Origin of the sequence: Methanofastidiosum sp. (genome assembly GCA_035362715.1) — an archaeon.
Classification (GTDB): Archaea; Methanobacteriota_B; Thermococci; order Methanofastidiosales; family Methanofastidiosaceae; genus Methanofastidiosum.
Map to the genome: position 1 here is coordinate 1 of DAOSDU010000013.1, position 22,502 is coordinate 22,502.

Here is a 22,502-nt window from a genome sequence, read left to right on the forward strand (position 1 = left end):
TTTAGGCTAATATTAAGGCTCATACAAAAAGTTTAAAAATATGTTAACTTTAACAAAGAAGGGATAAGATGATAGCATTTATACTCTGTGTTGTACAACCTGGATCTGAAGAGGATGTAATTGAAAAGATTTCTAATATGAAGAATGTCATTGAAGTGCATGAACTATATGGTGAATATGATATGATCGTTAAGGTCAACGTAAAAGAATTAGGCGAACTTGATATTCTCACCAGCTCAATTAGAAGAGTTCCCGGTGTCCAAATGTCTTCTACAATGATCAAAAAATGAGCATCACAGTTCTTAGGATTGGTCACAGGCCCGAAAGGGATCACCGTATTACAACTCACGTTGCATTAGTTTCAAGAACCTTTGGAGCAGATTCTATCTCAATCTGGGAAAAGGATGAAAAAATAAAACGAAGTTTAGACAGCGTTTCTAAGAGGTGGGGCGGCGAGTTTTCTGTTTATTTTGAAACATATAAGCAAGCTTTCAAAAAATTTGATGGGATATCCGTGCACTTGACGATGTATGGAACCCCCTTTGAAGAAAAGATTGAAGAGATTAAAAATCTTGTTTTTAATGAAAATAATAATCTTATGGTCGTAGTTGGGGCAGAAAAAGTTCCAAAAGATATTTACGAGCTATCTAGCTACAATCTTTCCGTTACAAATCAACCTCATTCTGAAATATCGGCACTTGCTCTTTTTTTAGATAGACTTCACGAAGGAAAAGAGATTAAAAAAGAATTTAAAAATGCAAAATTAAAAATTATTCCCTGTGAAAAAGGAAAAAATATTACTACTGAGGAGCCTGTGAAGTAGCTGTGTCTTGCCACATTCTCTGTTCGTATTTCCATACACCGTTTTCCTTTTTATAGAGCTCAACGAATGACTTTGTTTCTGACCCTTGATTGTTCTTTGCAATGATAACGCCTCTAGCTTCTGCGTCATCTCCTTGAATTGTAATTTGGCTTATATTTACAATTGTAATATTTGTTCCGTCAAATGCAGCTTTATTTAAAAGATTGGATATATCTTCTAACTTAATGTTATATTTATCTTTAGAATTTTGGGATATGAGGTCATAGTAAGCATCAATATTTCTGGTATTGTAATAGTCAACGTGCAACCTGACTGCTTCTTCAACTTTATTTTTGTCATTTTCTTGCATGTAAAAAAAACCAGCTATTGTTGCAATTATTAACACTAGTGCAACTGCTCCAACAATAGTTATTTTTTTCTTATCGTTCAAAAATGACTTTTCTGTTTTAGTTGCACTTGTTTTATTTTTTGTTTTAGTAGAAACGACTTTTTTAGATGTGGCCTTAGTAGTTTTAGTTATTTTTTTCTCAGCAACACTCTTCTTTTTCTTTGTAGCTATATTATCACCCTAACGTGAGAAAATTAAGTAAGTTTAAAAGACTTTTGTCAATAATTTATATGTTCAACGCATTTTAGAGTCAATAAATTTCTGTATTTTATCGGATTCTCTCTCCCTAAAGCACAGTGGATCTTTATTCTCATTGTATAGTCCAATATTTTCTTCAAACGAATTTCTATTATTCATATAAAAAATTCCAAGTGGCAATTTTTCAGTTTCAATAGATTTCTTGAAAGCTTCAATTCTGTTTTTCGGGTCGTGTTTATCGTCAAGATAATATGTATTTTGTTTAAACCATTCAAATGTGTTTATTTTGTTAAACGATGGGCATTGTTGGAAAATATCTATTATAGCATAGCCTTTATGGGCAATTGCTTTTTTTAGTATTTCTTTAGTTTGCTCAATATCTCCAACGAATGCACGGGCTACAAAAGAAGCATTTAATGCTATTGCAACTGCAATGGGATTGAAAGGTTCAAGGATAACGCCCTCAACTTGTAAGGTAGTTTTAACGCCTAGCATTGTAGTAGGAGAGGCTTGCCCTTTAGTTAATCCATAAACCATGTTATTGTGTATTATATTTGTGATATTTGGATTTCTTCTTATTGCATGAAGTATATGATTTCCACCTTCTCCATACATATCGCCGTCTCCACCCTCTGCTATTACGGTGAGATTCGGATTAATGCTCTTTACTGCAGTTGCTATCGGAATGGCTCGTCCATGTAATGTGTGAAAAGTATTAGTCTTAAAATAGTGAGGGGTTTTTGATGACTGGCCAATTCCGGAAATAACTGCAATATCCTGGGGTTTTATTTGGAGTTCTGCAAATGTTTCTTTTAATATTCTTAATAATGTAAAGTTTCCACATCCAGGGCACCATGAAATATCGATATTTTGTACATCAAAATCTTTAGCTTCCATTTTATTCCTCCAGAATATCTTTTATTCTTCTAGTAACTTCTTCAACAGAAAATGGCCTACCATCATATTTTAATATCTTATTTTTAATCTCAAAACCTGTCTCCAGTTTTATAAGGTTTGCAAATTGTCCTGAAGCATTATTTTCTATTGCAATAACTTTTTTTGCGTTAATTAGATATCCCATAATTTCTCTTGGTAGGGGATATACCTGTTTGAAATATAAAAATCCAAGCTTGGGCTCTCTCAATTGTTTTAGGGACTCTTCTACGATGTTCCTTGTCGAGCCCCATCCTATTAAAAGATATTTGTAAGCTTTTCCGCCAAGAAGTTCTGGGTAAATAACCTCATTTTTGATTTGATTAAGTTTTTCATTGAATCTTTTTTCAACCATCTTTTTTCTTAGAATTGCATTTTCAGTAGTATGTCCAATCTCGTCATGTTCATTTCCAGTTTGTATTACCAGACCTTCCCCGAATCCAGGTATTCCTCTTGGGGATACTCCTGTTTTTGTAAATTGATATCTTTTATAGTCCTCTTTTGTCTGTACTACATATTTTTTTATTCCATATCTCTTATGATCTAAAGAAGGGATATTATACTGGCAATCTAATAAATATTGATCTGTTAGTATGAAAACAGGTATCTGGTATTTATCCGCGAAAGAAAAGGCATATTTTGATAAATGAAAACAATCCTCGATACTACCGGGTGACAATATTATTCGTGCAAAATCTCCATGGCCTGCATATAAAGCGAGGTCAAGGTCACCTTGTTCAGTTCTAGTTGGGAGGCCTGTTGCCGGTCCGGGTCTTTGGCCTATATGGATAACTACTGGAGTTTCAGCCATTCCTGCCAAGCTTACTCCTTCCTCCATTAAAGCAAATCCTCCTCCGGATGTTGTAGTCATCCCTCTTCCACCGGCATACCAAGCTCCAATGGCCATATTAATGGCACTTAGCTCGTCTTCTGATTGTTCAGCAATTACTTCAAATTCTTTTGAGTATGTAGACATAAAAGAAAGAATTCCTGTAGCAGGCGACATTGGATACCCAGAAATAAAGTTGCATCCTCCAGCGAGAGCCCCAAGTGCAACTGCATCTTTGCCTGAAATTAGTATATCTTTACTTACATCTCTTGATATCTCCCTACTTGTTTTCACTTTTATAGTGATCCCAGATTCCATTATCTTTTTGGCCAACTCAAATCCTTCGCTTGCAGCTTCAAGGTTTTTGTTTATTATCGACTCCCCTTTTTTTTCAAAAAATTTTGTAATAAAATTTTGGAACTCATATTCTGAAACATTTAGCATTCCACATATTACACCTGCAGTAACAGTATTACTATAAACACTACTCCCTATTTTCTTTGTAATTTTTGAAAGAGGTATATCAATGATTTTATTGATATCTCCTATAATCTCTTTATCTCCAAATATTAGTGTATCCTCTGAGATCTTATCTTTCAAATGATCTATGGATTTGTTACTTAAAGCGAATAGTAAATCGATTCTATCAACATAAGCCCTAATAGGTTTTTGGGACACTCTAATCTCCGTAGAGTTTGAGCCCCCCCTAACCCTTGACATATATTCCTTTACGGCAAATATGTCGTATCCTGAATCCTTAAGTATTTTTGTTAATATATCTTCTGTAGTTTCTATACCTTGTCCTGCTTCGCCACAAAGAACAATAGAAATATCGTCCATTTGCTATCCTCCTATTTTTAAAACTCTAAAAGTCTTGATATAGTATTATGATATTTTCCTATCTTCTAACATTTATAATTATTGTTTATATATAAGTTTACTTGGTAATTTTATTGAGATTTTTTCAGCATTTCTAATAGTTTGTAGAATATTTTAAAATAGAGAATAAATTTTTCAATCTATATACTTTTAATCATGATAACTATTCATAAAAACAAATTTATCTACTGTCAATCGTTCAGGTCTTTCTTTTTCAACTTCTTTCTGATTTTCATTCATCAGTGGGGTCATCTGTGAAGAATGTTTTCCTACAATAACAAGAGTAATAACATTCATCTCATCAGGTATTCCCAGAATCTCCCTAGTTTTCTTAGGGCTATACCCAGCTATTGGATGGGCAACTAATCCAAGTTCAGTTGCTCTTAAAATAATGAAAGCAGTTGCCATTCCAGTGTCGAATAAATAATACTCTCTATCTTTTATTAAACAATCATTTTCTTTTTTAGAAAATACAACTATTATCATTGAGGCAGCTCTTGCCCAGTCGTTATCCATTGAAAGGGCGGAGTGCATGTTTTTTAGAACTGTAGGATCTGTAACAAATACGTATCTCCATGGCTGATTATTAAAACACGAAGGGGAAAATCTTGCACTTTCTGCTAGAGATTTAATAATCTCTGGAGTTATTTCTACTGGTTCTAAGGATCTATAGGCTCTTCTTTCAAATATAGCTTTGTTGACATCCATAATATCTCTTTAATATCCATGTTCCTTTTTAAGATATGTTGTATAGCGTATAAGGCAAGGATAGTCTAAAAAATAGTGAAAAAATATTATAGTCATTATTTACCTTTCTCTACAATCTTGATATCTTCATCTATGTTGTTATCAGAGTCTAAATTGTAAAAATCTTCATTATCTGGGGCAGTCATAAAAAAATCATGTGTATAATCAATATGTACCTCTTGGTTGTTGATCTTTAATTCAAGAACATGTCCCCCGGCCTTTTTATCTTCAGTTAAAAAATGAAAATGATACTCGGGTACATTCATATCCCCTACATATTGGGGTATCCTAAAACCCACTAAGGTTCCCTTCACATTATTAAATTCAAAAAACCTTTGATCTTCTATGGCATTGACCAATGGCGGGTAGGGTTTTTCTTGTTTGGGTACACTTCTAGTCTTTATATAATCAAAATTACCTTCCACTAATATTAGATAAAATACATTATGTGTAGGAATGTTATTGTCAATGTATTTTGTGAATTGATTGTAATCTAAGGTCTCATTTATTTTAATCGATTTATCTACGTCAAAAAATGTAACTATTGCGAAAGGAGTTTTCTCATTATCTTCAATTTGATATGCTATCCCATCTACCTTAACTTGATAGAATTTTCCATTAACTTGTATCATTTCCCCATCTAAAGAATTTATTGTTCCAAGGCCATAATTTCCATGATTTTTAAGCTCACCAAAAGTCATGTCGCCGTCATAAATCCCTTCTAAAAGAGCTTCGATTGTTGAGTATTGATACAATATATCTTTATTTTCTAAATTGTTGTTCTTATTTTGATTTAAACAACATAAAGTTGAGATTATAAGAATTAATGTAAAACATAATACTAATGATTTGTTTTTCATAATCCTCCTCGATAAAAAAATTAATTATAATATTTTTGATATAAATGCCTGAGTTCTTGGATTCTGGGGATTTTCGAATATTTCTTTTGGTTCATTTTCCTCAATAATATAGCCCTCATCCATAAATATAACCCTATCTGCAACTTCTTTTGCAAATCCCATTTCATGAGTAACAACTATCATAGTCATTCCCATTTTTGCAAGTTCTTTCATGGTTTCAAGAACGCCCTTTACAAGTTCCGGGTCCAAGGCTGATGTAACTTCATCAAATAGCATAACATCTGGATTCATTGCAAGAGCCCTAGCAATTGCAACTCTTTGTTGCTGGCCACCTGAGAGTTCATGGGGATATGAATTAGATTTGTCGTCAAGGCCTACTTTTTTTAATAGCTCTAAAGCTTCTTTCTTTGCCTTACCTTTAGAATCTTTTTTTACTAGAGTTGGAGAGAGTGTTATATTGTCTATTACTTTCATATGGGGAAAAAGATTGAATTGTTGGAAAACCATTCCGACTTTTGTCCTGAGTTTGTGTACATCCATATCGGGCGAGTAAATATCCAGCCCTTCTACTAGAATTTCCCCTTCGTCTATTTTCTCTAACCTGTTAATACATCGAATCAAGGTACTTTTCCCAGAACCAGAAGGCCCAAGAAGGACTAATACCTCGCCTTTTTTTATTTCAAGATTTATATCTTTTAAAACGACTAGATCTCCAAATGATTTTTTGACGTGAGTCATTTTTATCATTGTGTTTCCGTTTGAGGTGTTATTAATTTGTTCTGATTTTTTTCGTTTGATTTGGTTCTTTTTAATCAAGGATTTCCCACCTCTTTTCAATGTATTGAACTGCTCTTGACAGTGGTATAGTTATACAAAGATAAATTAAAGCAACACCCAAAAGTGGTGTCCAGGCATCATAAGTCCTTGAATAGACTATCATACCTCTTCTTAAAAGTTCAGATATGGCTATAACTGAAACAAGCGAAGAGTCCTTTAATAATGCAATAAATTCATTACCCAAAGCAGGAAGTATATTCCTAGTTGCTTGGGGCAGTATTACGTACCTCATCGTCTGCATATAATTTAATCCTAGGGAGATTGAGGCTTCTGTTTGCCCTTTTTTAATTGATTTGATTCCTGCTTTGAATATCTCGGCGATATAAGCTCCACTATTAATGGATAAAGCCAAGATACCCGAAGTATACTGGTCAAGATTTAATCCTAAAGCAGGTAATCCATAGTAAACTATCATTATTTGGACCAATAGTGGTGTTCCTCGAATAAATTCAACATAAAGTGCAGAAGGCACACTGAAAATCTTGTAATGGGATATTCTTGCAATACCCATAAAAAGTCCAATTAAAGTACCTATAGCTACTGAGAATGCAGTTAGTTGTATTGTAATAGCTGCACCCCTAAGTAATTCAGGCAATATTCTTACAAATAAATCAATTTGAAATCCAAGTCCCACCACTTTGGTCACCTTTTTTTGTTTATTCTTCAGACCAGTTAACTATATATTGGTCGTATATTTGGTCGTAAGTTCCATTTTCTTTTAGCTTCTTTAGTGCTGCGTTTACTTTCAAAAGTAGATCTTCATTCTCTTTTGGAATTGCAATTCCGTATTGCTCTACTGTCAATAAACCGCCGACAACTTTGAATGACGTAGGGTCAGCTGCAATAATAGGTTTGTTAACAACGTCATCATTAATTACTGCGTCTACTTTTCCATTTTTCATATCTAGAAAAGCGTCTGGTGCGTGAGCGTATCTCTTAATTTCTTTTATATTCTTGAGCTCAGATGCGTATAGATCACCTGTAGTTCCAAGCTGGACGCCGACTATTGCTCCGTTTAAATCATTAACAGTTTGTTTGTTACTGTTAATTGGAACAGCCATGCTTAATCCTGCATCAAAGTAAGGGTCCGAGAAGTTGACTGTTTTCTTTCTATCTTCAGTAATGGTCATTGCTGACATTGCTACATCAAATTTACCTGCATTTAACGATGCAATAATTGATGCAAAGTCAGTATCTACAAATTTTGGTTTAAGTCCTAGTTCTTTAGCTAATGCTTCACCTAAAGCAATATCAAAACCGTAGAAACTATCATCCGCCTTTCTTATCTCAAAGGGCGGGTATTGTGCCTCAGTTCCGATAGTAAGGTATCCTTCTTCTACTAATTTTTTACTTTTTGTACCGGTACATCCGCTGGCTGCAACAACAGCCAATATCAAGAGTAATACAATGCTTATTTGTCCTATTCTTTTCATCCCTAATACCTCCATTTTCGTACTCCCGTGAGGAAGTATGTAAAAAAGTAATAGCAATAACTAATAAATGTTTCCCTTTAGAAATTTAATAATATATAATATTACGAAATTCGTAAGTCAAATCATTAAAACAAAAATAAGAAAATTAAAAAAGAATAATAAGATTATAGTCTATTTCCACAATTAACACAAAATGAAGTATCTGCCTTGTTTTGATATCCACATTTATTACAATACTTAGTGCCATATTCGGGAGTTGAATTCTTTGTGCTTTGAGTTGAGCTGATGGGTGCTCCATTAGTTGTTACATTCTGCTGTTGATTAACAGAAACATTAATTCTGCTCTTGTCTTTGTCCGGAGATATTGCGCTACCTATAATGCAGATAATGGCACCGAGCCAGCCTAAATAAAACCCAATTCCTAAAAACCCAAATATTAAAGCCCCTGCATAAAGAAATCCTGCTATTGTCAACACTATCATCCCACCAGGGCCCGCTATCGAGCCACCTGCTTTTTTAATAATTGCAAGTAAACCACCTATGACAAGTAATAGAAATCCTGCAACTATTAACGCTAAAATCATAGCGGCCATGCCATAAGATGGATTTACTTGAAGCAGAAAGTTTTGCATTACTGAACTATCAGTAAAATTCATCAGTACTGCAACTGTAATCTGAAAAGTTGAGTATAAGCCATCGACAAAATAAGAAAATGGCAAAAAAGCAGCAACTATTAGTATAATACCCCCAATTAAACTTATAATACGTCCTTTATTCATGCATAAATCTTAAATTCTAATTTTATATACTTTTCTATTATCTCTTTCTTTTTTCTACTTTTTTTCTTAATAATTTAAATTTCTCAGTTGTTATAGGAGAATTCTTGAAGACAATATAAAGCTCTTCAAAATCATCTACAGAAACCATGTCTTTAGGTGAAAAACTATCGATATCGCCCTTCAATTTTTTCAATTTGGCAACTCGGGATTCAGAAGATTCTTTAACCATTATTATCCTCTTTTAAATACAAATCACGATTAGTATATGGAATAATAACTATTTATTCTTTTTGATAGGGTTCAACGTGCACTGTGATGATTGTTTCGTGCCCTAGAAAATTTCTAATTTCCCCTTCGACCCCATCAGAAATTTGATGGGCTTCAACAATATTTAATGATTTCTCTACTAGAATATGAATGCTCATTGAATAATAGTGTCCAATATGCCTAATCCTTAGCTTATGAAAATCTTTAACTCCATTTACATTTGAAATTACATCTAATAATTCTTTTTTCTTTTCTTCGTCTACTGAAGTTTCAATTAACTCATTAACACTATCGTGTAGTATCTCTATTGCAACTTTAATAATGAGGATACTTACAAAAATAGCTGCAATCGGGTCTAAGATTCGCCATTTTTCCCCTAAAAAGATGGCACCGCCAATACCAATCATTGTCCCTATTGAAGAGAATGCATCAGATCTGTGATGCCATGCATTTGCAATAATTAATGAACTGTTTATTGTCCTTCCAACATTTACCGTATACCTATACATTGATTCTTTAACTATAATAGATATAATAGCAGCGTATAATGCAATAAACTCCGGTTTTTGTATTATTTCTCCTTGTAACGATTTCAGAAGTTTTTCCACGCCTGAATATACAATTAATAAAGCCACAAGTATAAGCATTATTCCTACAATAGCTGTCGATAAAGTTTCTATTTTGCCGTGTCCATAGTTATGAGAATCATCTACTGGTTTTTTTACATATTGGAAACCTAACAATACCACAATATCTGAAGCCGTATCAGAAATAGAATGTATCGAATCTGCTATCATTGCAGTACTTTGACCCAATATGCCAGCAATAAACTTGAAGATAGTTAGAACAATATTTCCAAGAAGCCCAATATATGTAACTTTTACACCTTTCTCCGACCGTTCTAGAGTAGATAAAGCTTCTTGCATATATAATAATATAATAATTGTTTTAAATATTTGTTGTTCAATCGTCTATGCAATAATCGGCGATAAGTAACTTGGCCTATAATATATTATAATTAATTATTTAACTTGTTTCTTTATAATTTGATGAGCATGAAGAAAACCTTAATTGCATTGTTATTCACCCTTAGTTTTATTTTATCTTTTGGAGAAATAGCTTATGCAACTTCGTACCATATTTATCCTGGTGATGATCTAGCGAATACTATTACTAACAATACTTGTAGTTGGGACATTGTATGCCTCCATGAGGGCATTCATACTTTAAGTGCAGATGTCAATATTTCAGGAAAAAGTCTTCCAATAGTTGGAGATGGATATGATAAAACCATAATTCTTCTCGAAGACCATGTATTTAGGATATATAAAACCCAAAATAACGCAAATCCTATGATCTTTACAATTTCTGGAATCACTTTTAAAAATGCAAAGGCCTCTGAGAGCATTATTTTTGAGAATTATGTTCCTAGCCATTCTATTACTTTAGTGTTATCTGATTGTAAATTTGAAAATTTAGGAGATATTTCATTTATCTCTGCCGTATACCCCATTAGAGATTATAAAATGACAATAAATAGGTATGATATTTATTATGGGGAGAGTTCGCCTCCTGAAATAGAGGCCTCATCAGGAAATGACATAAAATATACCTATAAATCGATGGAGATAACAATAATTGATTCAAATTTTGTTAACTCTAGTTCTCTAACTGCATATTCTTTTTCCCCTGAGAGCACTATCGATTTAAAAGTAGAAAATTCTTTGTTCCTTGACAATAATACTGGCATCCAAGTTTTTGGCCCAGTAGATCTATACTTTAAAAATAACCTTGTTAGTAATAATGAAAAAGGAATTTTATTTGATTCGACTAATTCTAAAGGTATTTTGATAAATAATACTATAGATTCAAATGGTGGCTCTAAAGGATTTGGAATCTATAATAAAGGGATCATTGACATGCAAAATAATATTATCTCAAATAATAATTATGGAATTTATAACGAAGGTCATATTACTTATTCTAGTAACATGTTATGGGCAAATAAAATAAATCATGGCATCTCTGAAATTGATTTTTTAGTTTTTAATCCGTCATTCATAATCGGACCTAATGGTCCTTACTACCTTGACGAACAAAGTAAAGCCATAGATTCAGGTTCAGGCACTTCATCTTTTTTTAAGTTAAATCACAAAACAACAAACGTTAATGGAAACTTTGATAGGGGCATAGTCGATTTGGGACATCACTACGAATCTAAGTACAAGGCATCTTTATTTTCTCGCTTAATTGATATCTTATTCAAGTAATTGTAGCATTTTACGCTAATTTAGATAGTTTATAATTATTTAAAGGCGAAAAAATCATGGATAATTCATATAAGCGAGGATCGTCCTTAGAGTATTTGATGGAGTGAGGTTATAAAGGAATCCGATAAGGATTAATATTAGTATTTTATTGGTGATTAAATGAATCCTTTACCTGAAAGTTATATAAGAAAAATGGCAGATGAACCAACTTCGAAATTTCTCGATTTATGGAAAAAATTATCAGAAGAATTGCTTGGCTATCCAATCGAAATAATGATGGGTGATCGAAAGGATAATCCTGAGTTAAAACATATACCTGGAGAACTTAATAGTGCATATCCTGCAGTGATAGATGGAAAGGTAGTATTACCAATATGGTTAGAGAATCCAAAATCGTTTGATCCTTTACTAATAACGCATGAAATAGGACATTGGATCTTAATGATTAAGGGATTTAAAGGATTGGTAAATAAATATAATAGACAAACTGGGATGGATATTAACATGAATTCTTTAGCTCAGCATTCGCCTCTTTACAAACTTCAGAGAGACCTAGGACATGATCCACAAAAAATGATTGATACAAGAACAAAGTCCAATTTAAATATTCTATTCAGAGGCCCCGAACTAATGTTAGGGGACCGATGGGCTGAGTTTGCGCTTTTGTTTGCCGATGATGCATTGAACTGCTCGGAAGAACTAAAAAATGACCTTATTGAAATACTTCAAGAAGACTTTCCTGTTACATTTTCTTTTTTAGAAAAAATATTAAATTTAGTATCTAAGCACGATCTTAACGACCCCAAGTCAAATCTTGCTTTCTTAAGAAATTTAGTCGATACAATTTATTTAGGCGAAGGCTGGAAGGTAATTGACGAAGTCGTAGAATTAAAAGAAATGATAAAAGAATGCAATCAAAAAAACTAACCTACTTATACTTTATTTTTAAGCCCAGTACAATTAATACTAGGAATAGCGATATTCCATTTGCTAAAATAATTGGAAGATCTTTTTTATATAATCCGTATATTAGCCATAAAAATATCCCTGCAGATAAAAGAGTCCACATCCAAAATGATATATCTCTTGTTTCCTTTAATCTAATAGTCTTAATTACTTGAGGTAATGATGAGACAGTAGTGAGGAACGCAGCTGATAGGCCAATAATCGTAATAATGTCCATATATTGTAGAATATATATTTAAATCATATATCTTTCGGTAACTTAATTATTTTTGATGCAATTTGTCAAAAAACTTAATAAACTTTATTTATTAAAATAGATTAGGGATTATAATGATTCATCCAATTGATAATAGATATGGTTCTTTGGAAATGAGAAAAATATTTGATGAGGAGGAGAGATTAAATAAGATGCTTCTAGTCGAAGGAGCAATAGCAAAAGCTCATTCAGAATTAGGCCACATACCGAAAGAAGCAGGCAACGAGATTTTCAAGAAAGCAAATACAAAATATGTTTCTCTAGAAAGAATGAAGCAGATAGAATCAGAAATAAATCATGATATAATGGCATTAGTCCTTTCTCTTTCCGAGCAGTGCGGGGAACATGGAAAATATGTACATCTCGGGGCAACTTCAAACGATATTAATGATTCTGCAACAGCCCTCCAATTTGTCGAAGCTTTTAAAATTGTTTTTTCTGATTTAAATAAACTTGAAGATATACTTATGGAATTATCCAAAAAATATCGCAATACTGTTTGTGTGGGAAGAACTCACGGACAACATGCTATACCAACTACATATGGAATGAAGTTTGCTCTTTTCTTAGATGAGATAAGAAGAGCTAGAGATAGGCTCGAGTTTTCATATAGTAATGTTTCTGGGAAGATATCTGGGGCCGTTGGGACCATGGCATCATACAAAGATGGTCCTGAACTTCAAAAAAAAGTTGGAGATATTCTTGGAATTAAAATGGCCAAAATATCAAATCAAGTTGTATCTAGGGACACGTATGCGGATGTCATGTTCTCTTTAGCTTCTTTGGCTTCAACCCTAGATAAACTCGCTTTGGAAATAAGAAATCTTCAAAGAACCGAAATAATGGAAATTGCAGAAGGATTTGGTAAAAAACAAGTTGGCTCTTCAACTATGCCAAACAAAAAGAATCCAGTAACATGTGAAAAAATATGTGGTCTTGCAAGAGTATTATACTCTAATGTATTTCCAGCAATACTAAATAATCCTTTGTGGCACGAAAGAGATCTTACAAACTCCTCATGCGAGAGAGTCATCCATCCTGAATCATTTATATTATTGGACGAGATGCTCAAGGGCGCTATCAAAGTATTGTCTAGTCTAGTATTCTATGAGTCAAATGTAAAAAAGAACTTAGAGCTTACCGGATATTCAAATTTGGCAGAGGTGCTAATGTTAAAATTAGTTGAGAAAGGCATGGGAAGGCAGGATGCACATGAAACAATGAGGCTAGTTTCTATGAAAGAAGGAAGATTCATTGACAATGTTAAGAAAGATAATAAGATAAGAGAATTATTATCTGAAGCTGAAATAAACGATGCGTTAAATCCTGAAAAATATATTGGGTATGCTAAAGAGATAGTGGATGATGTCATTGGAAAATAATTTTTCTTTTGAGATACTCTATGAAGATGGACATAGACTAGGCAAGGTAAATTTAGGCGGCCAGGTAGAAAATACGCCCTGTATTATTCAAAATAATAGGGATTATTTTCAATTTGGCAATATAACTATTGAAAAATCCCTCTCTCATCTTGTCGCTGAAACTTATAAAAGAGGTAAGTATGACCTTTATACAGTTCCACTTGTCCAAATACCTTTTGACTTACCAATAAGAGAAGCAAAAAGATTATCTAGTTTAAATATATCAATAATCAAAGAGGAGAAAGGAGATTGCCTTCCAATCTACCTTACAAAGTATAGCGAATTAAATCAGGAACTTTTTGAGTCAATACCTAAAAAATCTATCTATTTTTTTAAAAGAATAGCCGATGAGAGAATTCTTCTTGATTTCTATTTTCAATTAAAAGAGAAATATCCTTCTTCTATTTTTTTCATTGATTCAAAAAATTATGAAATTCCAATATTTCTCTTCCTAGGATTTGACCTATTCTTAGCCGAAGAAAACAATGAACGGTTTTTCAACGAGTATCTTTCAAATCCTTTGCCAGAATTAGTAGAGATGTACTCAAATGGGTCTGTTAATTCTAGAAGATTATTAAGAATCCTATACAAAGAGTTCTTTAATTCTTTTGAAGTTCATTTGAGAAGAGAGTTTAAGAGGTCGTATTATATAGATGATATCTCTTTAGATCGGCCGCAGGTAGTGAGATGGAGAAAAGAAGTAGAGCAATATTATGTCCCTCCAACAAATATAATATTATTACTTCCCTGTAGTGCAAAAAAACCTTACCGAGTCTCTAAATCGCATATTAAAATTATCTCATTCTTAAGAGATGTGTTAAAGAATAAATACTCTAATTTATCTCAGTTAATTCTTACATCACCATTGGGCGTAGTTCCAAGAGAACTTGAAGACTATGCAGACTATGATATTCCTGTGACGGGGCACTGGAATCAAGAAGAGTTAGATTCTCTTTCTGGATTACTTTGTTCATTACTAAATAAATGTAATAATCCAGTTGTAATCGCACATTTTGGGGAGAATAGCCCTTATCTAAAGGCACTTGAGAAACTCCCGTTTAAAATACTATATACCCAAGGATCTCTTGAAGAATTAAAGAATATTCTTGAAACGAATAGAATTCTTTGGGATAAAGAGCCTCTTAATGAATATAAAACTAAAGCACAAAAAATGTTTTCATTTCAATTCAAGAAAGAATTTGATTTGCCTTTTAATTATATCGAAAGAAGAAAAACTACTGATTTGACTTTTAATAAAAAGATTATAGGTATTTTCCAGAATAAAATTAAAGTGAATGTTAAGGGTGGCGAATTAATAAAAGATTCCTTGTGGGTAAATATTGATTTTGATTTAAGAGGGGATATATTTTCTAAAGGCATCATAAGTAATTCTAAGAATATCCGCCCAGGGGATGATGTTATAGTTCAAAAAAACAATAAATGTATAGGTGTGGGGGAGGCAGTAGTTTCTGGGGACATGATGAAAAAGTTGAATAGAGGAAAAGTTGTTAAAATTAGGGCGAGATGATAGATTGAGCCACGTTATAAAATTAAGATCAAATAAGAGAATAGAAGCAATTGAAATAACAGAAGAAATAAAGAAATTTATTTCAAAATCAAATTTCTCTTCAGGTGTGGCGTTTATTTACTCTCCTCATACTACTTCAGGGATAATGATTAACGAAAGTTATGATCCTTCAGTAGCGGAAGACATTAACTCTTTTCTCTCAAAACTAGCACCACGAGGCATAGATTATAAACATCTTGAAGGAAATTCAGATGCACACATAAAAAGTTCCATAATTGGGCCATCCAAAACTATTATCATTGAAAATGAAAAACTTGTTCTTGGAACTTGGCAAGGGATTTTTTTCATGGAATTTGATGGTCCAAGATCAAGGAACGTATATGTAAAATTGGTCAAGGATTGATTTCATGCTTCAAACCGCTTTTAATGCCGCAAGGGCATCTGGGGAAATTCTAAAAAAATATTACAAAAATGATTGTGGAGTCTATAAAAAAGGAGATTTTGACATAGTAACAGATGCAGATTATGAATCTGAAAAGAAAGCCATCGAAATAATTAGCCAAAAATTCCCAGACCATTCATTTATATGCGAAGAATGCGGATTCTCCGGAAACGAGGATGCAGAGTATAAATGGCTAGTTGATGCACTTGATGGGACAATAAACTTCACTAGATGCGTTCCATTATTCTCTTTTTCAATTGCTTTATTAAAGAACGAGATCCCCGTCCTTTCAGTAATATATAACCCTATAACTGAAGACCTTTATTATGCAGAAAAAGGAAAAGGTGCTTACCTTAATGAAAGAAAACTCTTTATTTCTAAAAACATTAATCTCAAAGATTCAATAATTGTCAGTGATTTAACAAAAGATAGGAATTTTCACGAAGAATTTTTTAAGATGCTGCAGTCATTATCGAAAGAGGTTTTAGGAATTCGTTTAACTCAATCTACATCTATAAATCTTGCATTTGTTGCAGAAGGAAGATATGACATTTTTATTAAAAATATAATCAAGTATTATGATGCAATTGCTGGAGCCTTAATATGCGAAGAAGCAGGAGGCACTGTTGTTGATTTCTCAAGAAACAGAATTTCTAAATATTCCAAAGGAATTATAGTTTCAAACAGCGTGTTAACTAATAAAATATTAGAGATAATCTAGTCACTTTAAGAATATTTCAGGTTTTTATCTAACAGTTCAATGGCTTCTAGTACTTTATTTATATGCGCCCACATCTTGACCTGTTCCCATAGTTCTATTAGATTGTCTGCATACCCAGAAAATCTATAGTACATATGCTCTCTATTCCATATAGTTGATACAATTCCTTCTCTGTTAATTAGAAATGTCATTGGTAGGATTTTTTTAGAGCCATCTTTATCCAAGAATACTACACCGTATTCTTCTGAAACATTGTAGTTCAAATCACTTAGTAATAATATATTACTAATATTATGTTCTAAGCAGAACTTACTAATCTCTTTTTCTGTCACAGGCCCAATTCCGATCAATTTAGCATTTAAATCTTTAAATTCGTCTTCCACCTTTGAGTAGTATAGTATCTCCGAATTATCGGATTTGAGACTACTTTTATCAAAGAAGAAAAGCACAGTCCATTTATTTTTTAATTCTTTTAAACAGATATTTTTCTGATCTTTATCTTTCAAACAAAAATTTATAGCCTGCTCCCCTTCTAAATGTTTTTCATATGACATGATTAATCCTACGATTTCCTTTTATTTATCTCTTTTGTAAAATAATCTAATATATCCTATAAATTAGTGCATAAAATATATAAACAGTTTTTCGAGACGAGTTTTATAATTAAAAAGTGAGTAATATGATGCTTAAAATCGGATTGCCTAAAGGTAGCCTACAAGAGTCTACCCTCAACATGTTTAAAAAAGCGGGATATTCTATTAATATTTCTTCAAGGTCATATAAACCATCGATTGATGATACAAATATCGAATGCTTGTTGATTAGAGCACAAGAGATACCAAGATACGTAGAAAAAGGAATAATCGATATTGGTTTAACAGGAATGGACTGGGTAGTTGAAAATAATGCCGATATCGTGAATGTAGGAAAACTTGTTTATGCCAAGCAAGGATTAAAACCCGTTAAATGGGTGTTAGCTGTTTCTGAATCCTCTAAGATAAAGACGCCTCAAGACCTAAATGGCAAGAGAATCGCAACTGAAGTAGTCAATATAACAAAGAAATATTTAGAACAGAAAGGCATAGAGGCATCAGTTGAATTTTCTTGGGGTGCAACTGAAGTAAAAGTTCCAGAACTTGTCGATGCAATAGTGGAGCTTACTGAAACAGGATCATCACTTAAAGCTCACAATCTTAAGGTTCTTGACACCATCCTAGAATCTACAACTGTTCTAATAAGCAATAAAGAATCATGGAAAAGTAGTTGGAAAAGGAAAAAAACCGAGGATCTTTTCATGCTTCTAAAAGGTGCATTGGCAGCAGAATCAATGGTTGGGGTAAAAATGAACGTACAAAAAGCAAATCTTGAAGAGTTAATTTCTGTTTTACCTGCTTTGAGAAAGCCTACTGTATCAAATCTGAGTTCTGACGGATGGGTTGCAGTTGAAACAATCGTTGACGAAAAAATAATTAGAGACTTAATACCAAAACTAAAAAGTGCAGGTGCAGAAGGGATAATAGAATATCCTTTAAATAAAGTAATATATTAAAATTACCGGGGCATCTCTTTTCTTAGAGGCCTAATTGGTTCTTGCGAGGGTCTTGCAATTGGCTTCTGCGATGGTCTACTAATTCTATCTTTTAGATTAAGTTTTCTACCTCCGCCTCCACCTTTTCCTCTAATCAGGATAATCAATAATATTGCAACTATAATTGCAAGAACTATTTCAATTATGGTATGGATAGAAAATGTAGTTATGCTTTCGCCTCCAGAACCTGAAACTCCCCCTAGAATTCCTCCAAGAGGTCTATTGGCAGCTTTCATAGCATCTTCACATAATTGAACTGCTTGGCAATCATTAATCTCTGTATAAAGAGTCTTTGCTTCAGAATAATACGTTATTGCATTTTTTAGGTCACCTGAGAAGAATCTATTTTGACCTTGCATGAACTTATCATTAGCTTCCATTCTTTTTATTAACTTGTCGATTTCTTGGACAACTAATATGTTGTTATTTTCTTGGTAAATAACTTTGGCTTGGTCTAATGAAATCTTTGCATTCTCATAATCGCATGAGTCGTAATAAAGTCTTCCTTGATCATAGTAGTTTTTACCGACGTTTTTGACTGTAGCAGTAATATCTCGGAATAAATCATAATCGGCACCATACTTATCAGCATATGCAAGTCTCACCCTTATCACTTGATTTCCGATAGGAGCTTCGTATGACGCCCTAATATATAGTGACCCTGTTATTTGTCCCCCAGGCTGAAGGACACTTTGATTTACTGGAGGGTCAATTATCCCTTTAACCATGGGAGTATCTTGGATAACAGTCATCTTAAGATTATATGCAGATTCAGTGTTGTTAATATTCGTAATCCTAAATGGAATATTTGGAAGATAAGGCACCACTAGTTCGACTTCACAAACTCCTTGCTCAATATCTATTTGATATTTGTCAAATTCTAGAGTGATTAAAGGATCATTTCTTTTAATTTTAATGGTAGAAAAGACAGTTAATAGAGACGGTTCGCAACCTTCTCTACATCCACCTATACCTGTTGCCACAACTACTGGAACTAAGTATTCTCCACTTAATGCTTTTGTTGTAATTTTTACTGTTAGAATAACAGTTTCTTCTTGGTCCGGGTCCATCCTGATAGGGAATAACTTCTTACCTTCAACAATCTGGAAAGCAGCTTTTGCCTCCTTAGTCATTGAATCTTCATCGATATATGCAAGCGTATCCCACATTACATCTTGAACGGTATTTTTTACTTTTACAGAGATTTTAATTTCTTGATTTGGAGTTGCTTCGGTAGGATAATCAAGCGCAACTTCCGGTAGTAAACTTTTTGTTTCCTCATCTTGGGCGCCAATATAGGTTCCAAAAGTAGATAATAGCATTAATAATATGAAAAGACTACTTATTGATTTATTCATACTATATAAATAAGCAATAAATTTCTTTATAAACGTTTTGTATTTAATGTAATTGTGGCTACATATTCACAATATTGTCTATATTGTTGTAACTAAAAAGTTTTAAATAGTATTGAATAAGTATTCTATGGTGATATATATGGTATCTAACCTTCAAGAGCAACTGAAAGTTCAAAAGATGAACATTGAAGAAAGAATGTCGAAGATTGATAAAAAGATAGCCATAGGCAGTGGTAAGGGCGGTGTTGGAAAGTCCGTTGTAACTTCTTTAATTGCATCTTATCTAGCCAAACAGGGAAAAAATGTGGGTATTCTAGATCTTGATATAACTGGGCCTAGTATTCCAATGATGTTTGGTATAAATGAGAAGCCAATAGGTGGGAGCTCTGGTATAATGCCAGTAATAAGTGAAAGTGGAATTAAAATAATGTCTATGAGTTTACTCCTACCTAAAAATGAAGACGCTGTTATCTGGAGAGGCCCTATGATTAGCGGTGCAGTTTCGCAATTTCTTGCAGATATTATCTGGGACGAACTTGATTATTTGTTATTTGACCTTCCTCCAGGTACAAGTGATGTGCAGCTGACTTTAATGCAGAGTATCAAATTAGATGGATTTTTAGTAGTAACATCTCCTCAGACTCTTGCCGCAACAATTGTCAAAAAAGCTATATCTATGGCACAAGAACTAAATGTAAGAATTTTGGGCGTTGTAGAAAATATGTCCTATGCAACTTGTCCTGATTGTGGTAAAAAAATCAATGTATTTGGAAATGGTGAAGATAATAAGATGGGAGTTCCAATTGTAGGAACAATACCAATTGATCCACAGATATCAAAACTATGTGATGAAGGTAAAATAGAGGAATATGAAATAGATCTTGGAGGTATATTTACTCTTTTGGAAGGATTGTAATGCATGCCAAAATTAAATGCGTTGTAGATAATAATGTTAAGCTCTCCTCTAATTTTTGGGGAGAGCACGGACTTAGTTTTTTAATTGAAAATAAAGAGAAAATTCTTTTTGACACTGGCAAAACTTTTGATGTCCTAAATCATAATTTAGAGGTATTTGGCGAAAAAAAAGAGGACATATCTAAAATATTCATAAGTCACGGGCACTATGATCATACCGGAGGGCTAATGGGTATTAAGAAATACTCAAATGTAAAAATATTTGCCCATCCTTCAATTTTTGAAGAAAAATACAAAAAAACAGATATGGGCCCAAAGTACATTGGTGCCCCCTTCAAGAAAAAAGATTTACCAGATATATCCCTTACCCAAGAGAGTATTGAAGTGTCTAAGAAGATATTTACCACAGGCCAAATAGAAAGGACCTTTGATTTTGAAAAAGTATCAACTATATTCCAAAAAAAAATAGGCTCAAAATTTAATCATGACGAGATAATTGATGATCAGGCTTTAGTAATAAAAACCCATATCGGTGGGGTCGTGATATTAGGGTGTAATCATTCTGGCCTGTTGAATACAATTGAGCATTCAAAGGATCTTATCGGGGATGATGTATTCTTAGTTCTTGGTGGGACTCATCTTGTTGCAGCTGATGATAATAAGATCTCTCGTACCGTAGAATATCTCAAAAAATATGGCATAACTCTCTTTGGATTCCATTGCACGGGCGATTACGCTTCCTTTAAGCTTCATTCTGCACTTGATAAAATGTATTGCAGAGGATACACCGGATTTGAAGTATTAATCGAGTTTGAAGGATATCATTTGGGAAAAGATACTAAATGTCAATGATTATCTAATAAAAAAATCTTTGAACTCTCCTTTGTATTGTTCATTTACTACTTCAACTTTGTCAACTCTTGCGTGTTTTGGGCCAACTTCGCACCACTCGATCATTTTATTAACACAGATATCTTCACCTTCAATAACTGCTTCAACTCTTCCATCTAGAAGATTTCTAACATAACCAGTTACTTTTAGTCTTTGGGCTTCTATTTGAGCATTAGCACGATAAAATACCCCTTGTACTAATCCTGATATGTAGATTCTAATCCTCTTCATTAATAAATACTATCTCTTTAATTTCTTAAAGCTTATCTTTGATATGAAAATATCAAAATAATTACTCTTTTATAGTTCAAAACTTATTTATAGTTATGAAAGGCTTCAAAGAACGTCAAAATATTAAAACAGATATAGATCTTTTAGATGATTTAATACTCGATGGTATCCCAAGAGACTCATTTATTGTCCTTCTTGGTGAAGGTGGAACAGGAAAATCTGCAATACTTGGGGAATTATGCTATAAATTCTTGAAGAGGGGGGAGCCTGTAATTTATGTTGCCCTTGACAATCCACCGCCCTCAGTTTTTTCCGATATTAATAGTCTTGGATGGGACATAACAAATTTTTGTGAAAAAGGGCTTTTAAGATTTTTAGATTGTTATTCTTTTAGGATGAAAGCAGATTATGATCAAAAATGCATTACAGTCCTAAGAGAGCCAGACGACTTGCCCAACTTTACCGATAAATTGGTAAGTTTAATGGACGAGTTGAACATGGATGGTAAAGGTATAGTATTGATCGATTCTTTGACTGAATTCATGACTTTGTCTGACCCATCTCAGGTCGTTGACTCTGTAAAGAACTGGAGAGCGAGAGGGACAAAAGAAAGAAATGTATTGTTTTTTTCAACACTCCATTATGGGCTTAAGGCATTTGAGGGTTTTGCTGATGTATTTGATTATATCGTAGATGGAATTATAGATTTAAGGTACGACCCGACTTATATGGCCTCAGACATTCTCTTAAAACAAATTAGAATCAGAAAAATCAAGGGTGCAGACCACTATACAAATTGGGTAAATTTTGTAATACAAAAAGATGGATTAAAACCTCTTATAATCGAAGAGAAAAAAACAAAAAAGAAGAAATCTGCCAACAATTCTAAAAAGAAAAATTCAAAGAAGACTTAACTAAATCGAATTGCTCTGCAGATAAAAG

General features: G+C 33.1%; 27 protein-coding genes. 12 read left to right on the forward strand and 15 right to left on the reverse strand.

Annotated elements, in window-relative coordinates:
* Window positions 1-68 precede the first annotated feature (68 nt).
* Complete coding sequence (locus tag PLI06_08035) at window positions 69-290, forward strand: Lrp/AsnC ligand binding domain-containing protein (protein HOI77538.1); 222 nt, start codon at window positions 69-71, stop codon at window positions 288-290.
* Window positions 287-823, forward strand: a complete 537-nt coding sequence (locus PLI06_08040) for a tRNA (cytidine(56)-2'-O)-methyltransferase (protein HOI77539.1) — start codon at window positions 287-289, stop codon at window positions 821-823. The genes PLI06_08035 and PLI06_08040 overlap by 4 nt, the downstream gene beginning before the upstream one ends.
* Here the strand turns inward: PLI06_08040 and PLI06_08045 are convergent.
* The 11 genes from PLI06_08045 to PLI06_08095 all read right to left on the reverse strand — a co-directional run bounded on the left by PLI06_08045 (window position 801) and on the right by PLI06_08095 (window position 9,899).
* Window positions 801-1,253 carry a hypothetical protein gene (locus tag PLI06_08045; protein HOI77540.1) on the reverse strand — a complete coding sequence of 151 codons (453 nt, stop codon included), beginning with the start codon at window positions 1,251-1,253 and terminating at the stop codon, window positions 801-803. The two genes, PLI06_08040 and PLI06_08045, sit on opposite strands and share 23 nt — an antisense overlap.
* 192 nt (window positions 1,254-1,445) lie before the next feature.
* Window positions 1,446-2,306 (reverse strand): thiamine pyrophosphate-dependent enzyme, encoded by an 861-nt coding sequence (locus tag PLI06_08050; protein ID HOI77541.1) that lies wholly within the window; start codon window positions 2,304-2,306, stop codon window positions 1,446-1,448.
* 1 nt (window position 2,307) lies between these two features.
* Window positions 2,308-4,011, reverse strand: coding sequence for a 2-oxoacid:acceptor oxidoreductase subunit alpha (locus PLI06_08055; GenBank protein HOI77542.1), 1,704 nt, complete (start codon window positions 4,009-4,011; stop codon window positions 2,308-2,310).
* 189 nt (window positions 4,012-4,200) lie between these two features.
* A complete protein-coding gene (locus PLI06_08060; protein ID HOI77543.1) occupies window positions 4,201-4,758 on the reverse strand; it encodes a nitroreductase family protein in 558 nt (185 codons plus the stop codon).
* A 95-nt stretch (window positions 4,759-4,853) separates the two neighbouring features.
* Window positions 4,854-5,657 carry an acetolactate decarboxylase gene (gene budA / locus PLI06_08065; protein HOI77544.1) on the reverse strand — a complete coding sequence of 268 codons (804 nt, stop codon included), beginning with the start codon at window positions 5,655-5,657 and terminating at the stop codon, window positions 4,854-4,856.
* 24 nt (window positions 5,658-5,681) lie between these two features.
* Entirely contained in the window at window positions 5,682-6,404 is a 723-nt protein-coding gene (locus tag PLI06_08070) for an amino acid ABC transporter ATP-binding protein (protein ID HOI77545.1), read from the reverse strand.
* A gap of 61 nt (window positions 6,405-6,465) precedes the next feature.
* The gene (locus tag PLI06_08075) at window positions 6,466-7,131 is read right to left on the reverse strand and encodes an amino acid ABC transporter permease (GenBank protein HOI77546.1); all 666 of its coding nucleotides are present in this window, start codon (window positions 7,129-7,131) and stop codon (window positions 6,466-6,468) included.
* A 19-nt stretch (window positions 7,132-7,150) separates the two neighbouring features.
* Entirely contained in the window at window positions 7,151-7,927 is a 777-nt protein-coding gene (locus tag PLI06_08080) for a basic amino acid ABC transporter substrate-binding protein (protein HOI77547.1), read from the reverse strand.
* A 164-nt stretch (window positions 7,928-8,091) separates the two neighbouring features.
* The gene (locus PLI06_08085) at window positions 8,092-8,706 is read right to left on the reverse strand and encodes a zinc ribbon domain-containing protein (protein HOI77548.1); all 615 of its coding nucleotides are present in this window, start codon (window positions 8,704-8,706) and stop codon (window positions 8,092-8,094) included.
* A 37-nt stretch (window positions 8,707-8,743) separates the two neighbouring features.
* A complete protein-coding gene (locus tag PLI06_08090; GenBank protein ID HOI77549.1) occupies window positions 8,744-8,935 on the reverse strand; it encodes a hypothetical protein in 192 nt (63 codons plus the stop codon).
* 52 nt (window positions 8,936-8,987) lie between these two features.
* Window positions 8,988-9,899 carry a cation diffusion facilitator family transporter gene (locus PLI06_08095; GenBank protein ID HOI77550.1) on the reverse strand — a complete coding sequence of 304 codons (912 nt, stop codon included), beginning with the start codon at window positions 9,897-9,899 and terminating at the stop codon, window positions 8,988-8,990.
* A gap of 129 nt (window positions 9,900-10,028) precedes the next feature.
* On the opposite strand from PLI06_08095, the gene PLI06_08100 reads away from it, so the two are divergent.
* Window positions 10,029-11,243, forward strand: coding sequence for a right-handed parallel beta-helix repeat-containing protein (locus tag PLI06_08100; protein ID HOI77551.1), 1,215 nt, complete (start codon window positions 10,029-10,031; stop codon window positions 11,241-11,243).
* 159 nt (window positions 11,244-11,402) lie between these two features.
* Window positions 11,403-12,170 carry a hypothetical protein gene (locus PLI06_08105; protein ID HOI77552.1) on the forward strand — a complete coding sequence of 256 codons (768 nt, stop codon included), beginning with the start codon at window positions 11,403-11,405 and terminating at the stop codon, window positions 12,168-12,170.
* Window position 12,171: 1 nt separating this feature from the next.
* Here the strand turns inward: PLI06_08105 and PLI06_08110 are convergent, their stop codons facing one another.
* The gene (locus PLI06_08110) at window positions 12,172-12,426 is read right to left on the reverse strand and encodes a SemiSWEET transporter (protein ID HOI77553.1); all 255 of its coding nucleotides are present in this window, start codon (window positions 12,424-12,426) and stop codon (window positions 12,172-12,174) included.
* A 110-nt stretch (window positions 12,427-12,536) separates the two neighbouring features.
* On the opposite strand from PLI06_08110, the gene purB reads away from it, so the two are divergent.
* Genes purB through PLI06_08130 form a run of 4 tightly spaced genes read left to right on the forward strand, consistent with a single transcriptional unit; the run spans window position 12,537 to window position 16,577 of the window.
* Window positions 12,537-13,847 (forward strand): adenylosuccinate lyase, encoded by a 1,311-nt coding sequence (gene purB / locus PLI06_08115; protein ID HOI77554.1) that lies wholly within the window; start codon window positions 12,537-12,539, stop codon window positions 13,845-13,847.
* Window positions 13,828-15,414, forward strand: a complete 1,587-nt coding sequence (locus PLI06_08120; GenBank protein HOI77555.1) for a DUF5591 domain-containing protein — start codon at window positions 13,828-13,830, stop codon at window positions 15,412-15,414. Before purB ends, PLI06_08120 begins: the two co-directional genes overlap by 20 nt.
* 4 nt (window positions 15,415-15,418) lie before the next feature.
* Window positions 15,419-15,817 carry a secondary thiamine-phosphate synthase enzyme YjbQ gene (locus PLI06_08125; protein HOI77556.1) on the forward strand — a complete coding sequence of 133 codons (399 nt, stop codon included), beginning with the start codon at window positions 15,419-15,421 and terminating at the stop codon, window positions 15,815-15,817.
* A 4-nt stretch (window positions 15,818-15,821) separates the two neighbouring features.
* The gene (locus tag PLI06_08130) at window positions 15,822-16,577 is read left to right on the forward strand and encodes an inositol monophosphatase family protein (GenBank protein HOI77557.1); all 756 of its coding nucleotides are present in this window, start codon (window positions 15,822-15,824) and stop codon (window positions 16,575-16,577) included.
* Between the two features lie 5 nt (window positions 16,578-16,582).
* Here PLI06_08130 and PLI06_08135 read toward each other — a convergent pair whose 3' ends face one another.
* Window positions 16,583-17,131, reverse strand: coding sequence for a redoxin domain-containing protein (locus PLI06_08135; GenBank protein HOI77558.1), 549 nt, complete (start codon window positions 17,129-17,131; stop codon window positions 16,583-16,585).
* A gap of 125 nt (window positions 17,132-17,256) precedes the next feature.
* On the opposite strand from PLI06_08135, the gene hisG reads away from it, so the two are divergent.
* A complete protein-coding gene (hisG, locus tag PLI06_08140) occupies window positions 17,257-18,126 on the forward strand; it encodes an ATP phosphoribosyltransferase (protein ID HOI77559.1) in 870 nt (289 codons plus the stop codon).
* 2 nt (window positions 18,127-18,128) lie between these two features.
* Here the strand turns inward: hisG and PLI06_08145 are convergent, their stop codons facing one another.
* The gene (locus PLI06_08145) at window positions 18,129-19,523 is read right to left on the reverse strand and encodes a hypothetical protein (protein HOI77560.1); all 1,395 of its coding nucleotides are present in this window, start codon (window positions 19,521-19,523) and stop codon (window positions 18,129-18,131) included.
* A 139-nt stretch (window positions 19,524-19,662) separates the two neighbouring features.
* Between PLI06_08145 and PLI06_08150 the strand changes: the two genes are divergently transcribed.
* Entirely contained in the window at window positions 19,663-20,439 is a 777-nt protein-coding gene (locus tag PLI06_08150; protein ID HOI77561.1) for an Mrp/NBP35 family ATP-binding protein, read from the forward strand.
* Complete coding sequence (locus PLI06_08155; GenBank protein ID HOI77562.1) at window positions 20,439-21,290, forward strand: MBL fold metallo-hydrolase; 852 nt, start codon at window positions 20,439-20,441, stop codon at window positions 21,288-21,290. The genes PLI06_08150 and PLI06_08155 overlap by 1 nt, the downstream gene beginning before the upstream one ends.
* On the opposite strand, the gene PLI06_08160 is transcribed toward PLI06_08155, so the two are convergent.
* Complete coding sequence (locus tag PLI06_08160; GenBank protein ID HOI77563.1) at window positions 21,291-21,560, reverse strand: acylphosphatase; 270 nt, start codon at window positions 21,558-21,560, stop codon at window positions 21,291-21,293.
* A gap of 95 nt (window positions 21,561-21,655) precedes the next feature.
* Between PLI06_08160 and PLI06_08165 the strand changes: the two genes are divergently transcribed.
* Complete coding sequence (locus PLI06_08165; protein HOI77564.1) at window positions 21,656-22,474, forward strand: ATPase domain-containing protein; 819 nt, start codon at window positions 21,656-21,658, stop codon at window positions 22,472-22,474.
* The last annotated feature ends 28 nt before the right edge of the window (window positions 22,475-22,502 follow it).

Coding starts and splice junctions, on each gene's coding strand:
- PLI06_08035 (HOI77538.1), top strand. CDS start 69: ATGATAGCATTTATACTCTGTGTTGTACAACCTGGATCTGAAGAGGAT.
- PLI06_08040 (HOI77539.1), top strand. CDS start 287: ATGAGCATCACAGTTCTTAGGATTGGTCACAGGCCCGAAAGGGATCAC.
- PLI06_08050 (HOI77541.1), bottom strand. CDS start 2,306: ATGGAAGCTAAAGATTTTGATGTACAAAATATCGATATTTCATGGTGC.
- PLI06_08055 (HOI77542.1), bottom strand. CDS start 4,011: ATGGACGATATTTCTATTGTTCTTTGTGGCGAAGCAGGACAAGGTATA.
- PLI06_08060 (HOI77543.1), bottom strand. CDS start 4,758: ATGGATGTCAACAAAGCTATATTTGAAAGAAGAGCCTATAGATCCTTA.
- budA (HOI77544.1), bottom strand. CDS start 5,657: ATGAAAAACAAATCATTAGTATTATGTTTTACATTAATTCTTATAATC.
- PLI06_08070 (HOI77545.1), bottom strand. CDS start 6,404: ATGATAAAAATGACTCACGTCAAAAAATCATTTGGAGATCTAGTCGTT.
- PLI06_08080 (HOI77547.1), bottom strand. CDS start 7,927: ATGAAAAGAATAGGACAAATAAGCATTGTATTACTCTTGATATTGGCT.
- PLI06_08085 (HOI77548.1), bottom strand. CDS start 8,706: ATGAATAAAGGACGTATTATAAGTTTAATTGGGGGTATTATACTAATA.
- PLI06_08090 (HOI77549.1), bottom strand. CDS start 8,935: ATGGTTAAAGAATCTTCTGAATCCCGAGTTGCCAAATTGAAAAAATTG.
- PLI06_08095 (HOI77550.1), bottom strand. CDS start 9,899: ATGCAAGAAGCTTTATCTACTCTAGAACGGTCGGAGAAAGGTGTAAAA.
- PLI06_08100 (HOI77551.1), top strand. CDS start 10,029: ATGAAGAAAACCTTAATTGCATTGTTATTCACCCTTAGTTTTATTTTA.
- PLI06_08105 (HOI77552.1), top strand. CDS start 11,403: ATGAATCCTTTACCTGAAAGTTATATAAGAAAAATGGCAGATGAACCA.
- PLI06_08110 (HOI77553.1), bottom strand. CDS start 12,426: ATGGACATTATTACGATTATTGGCCTATCAGCTGCGTTCCTCACTACT.
- PLI06_08120 (HOI77555.1), top strand. CDS start 13,828: ATGATGTCATTGGAAAATAATTTTTCTTTTGAGATACTCTATGAAGAT.
- PLI06_08130 (HOI77557.1), top strand. CDS start 15,822: ATGCTTCAAACCGCTTTTAATGCCGCAAGGGCATCTGGGGAAATTCTA.
- PLI06_08135 (HOI77558.1), bottom strand. CDS start 17,131: ATGTCATATGAAAAACATTTAGAAGGGGAGCAGGCTATAAATTTTTGT.
- hisG (HOI77559.1), top strand. CDS start 17,257: ATGATGCTTAAAATCGGATTGCCTAAAGGTAGCCTACAAGAGTCTACC.
- PLI06_08145 (HOI77560.1), bottom strand. CDS start 19,523: ATGAATAAATCAATAAGTAGTCTTTTCATATTATTAATGCTATTATCT.
- PLI06_08150 (HOI77561.1), top strand. CDS start 19,663: ATGGTATCTAACCTTCAAGAGCAACTGAAAGTTCAAAAGATGAACATT.
- PLI06_08155 (HOI77562.1), top strand. CDS start 20,439: ATGCATGCCAAAATTAAATGCGTTGTAGATAATAATGTTAAGCTCTCC.
- PLI06_08160 (HOI77563.1), bottom strand. CDS start 21,560: ATGAAGAGGATTAGAATCTACATATCAGGATTAGTACAAGGGGTATTT.
- PLI06_08165 (HOI77564.1), top strand. CDS start 21,656: ATGAAAGGCTTCAAAGAACGTCAAAATATTAAAACAGATATAGATCTT.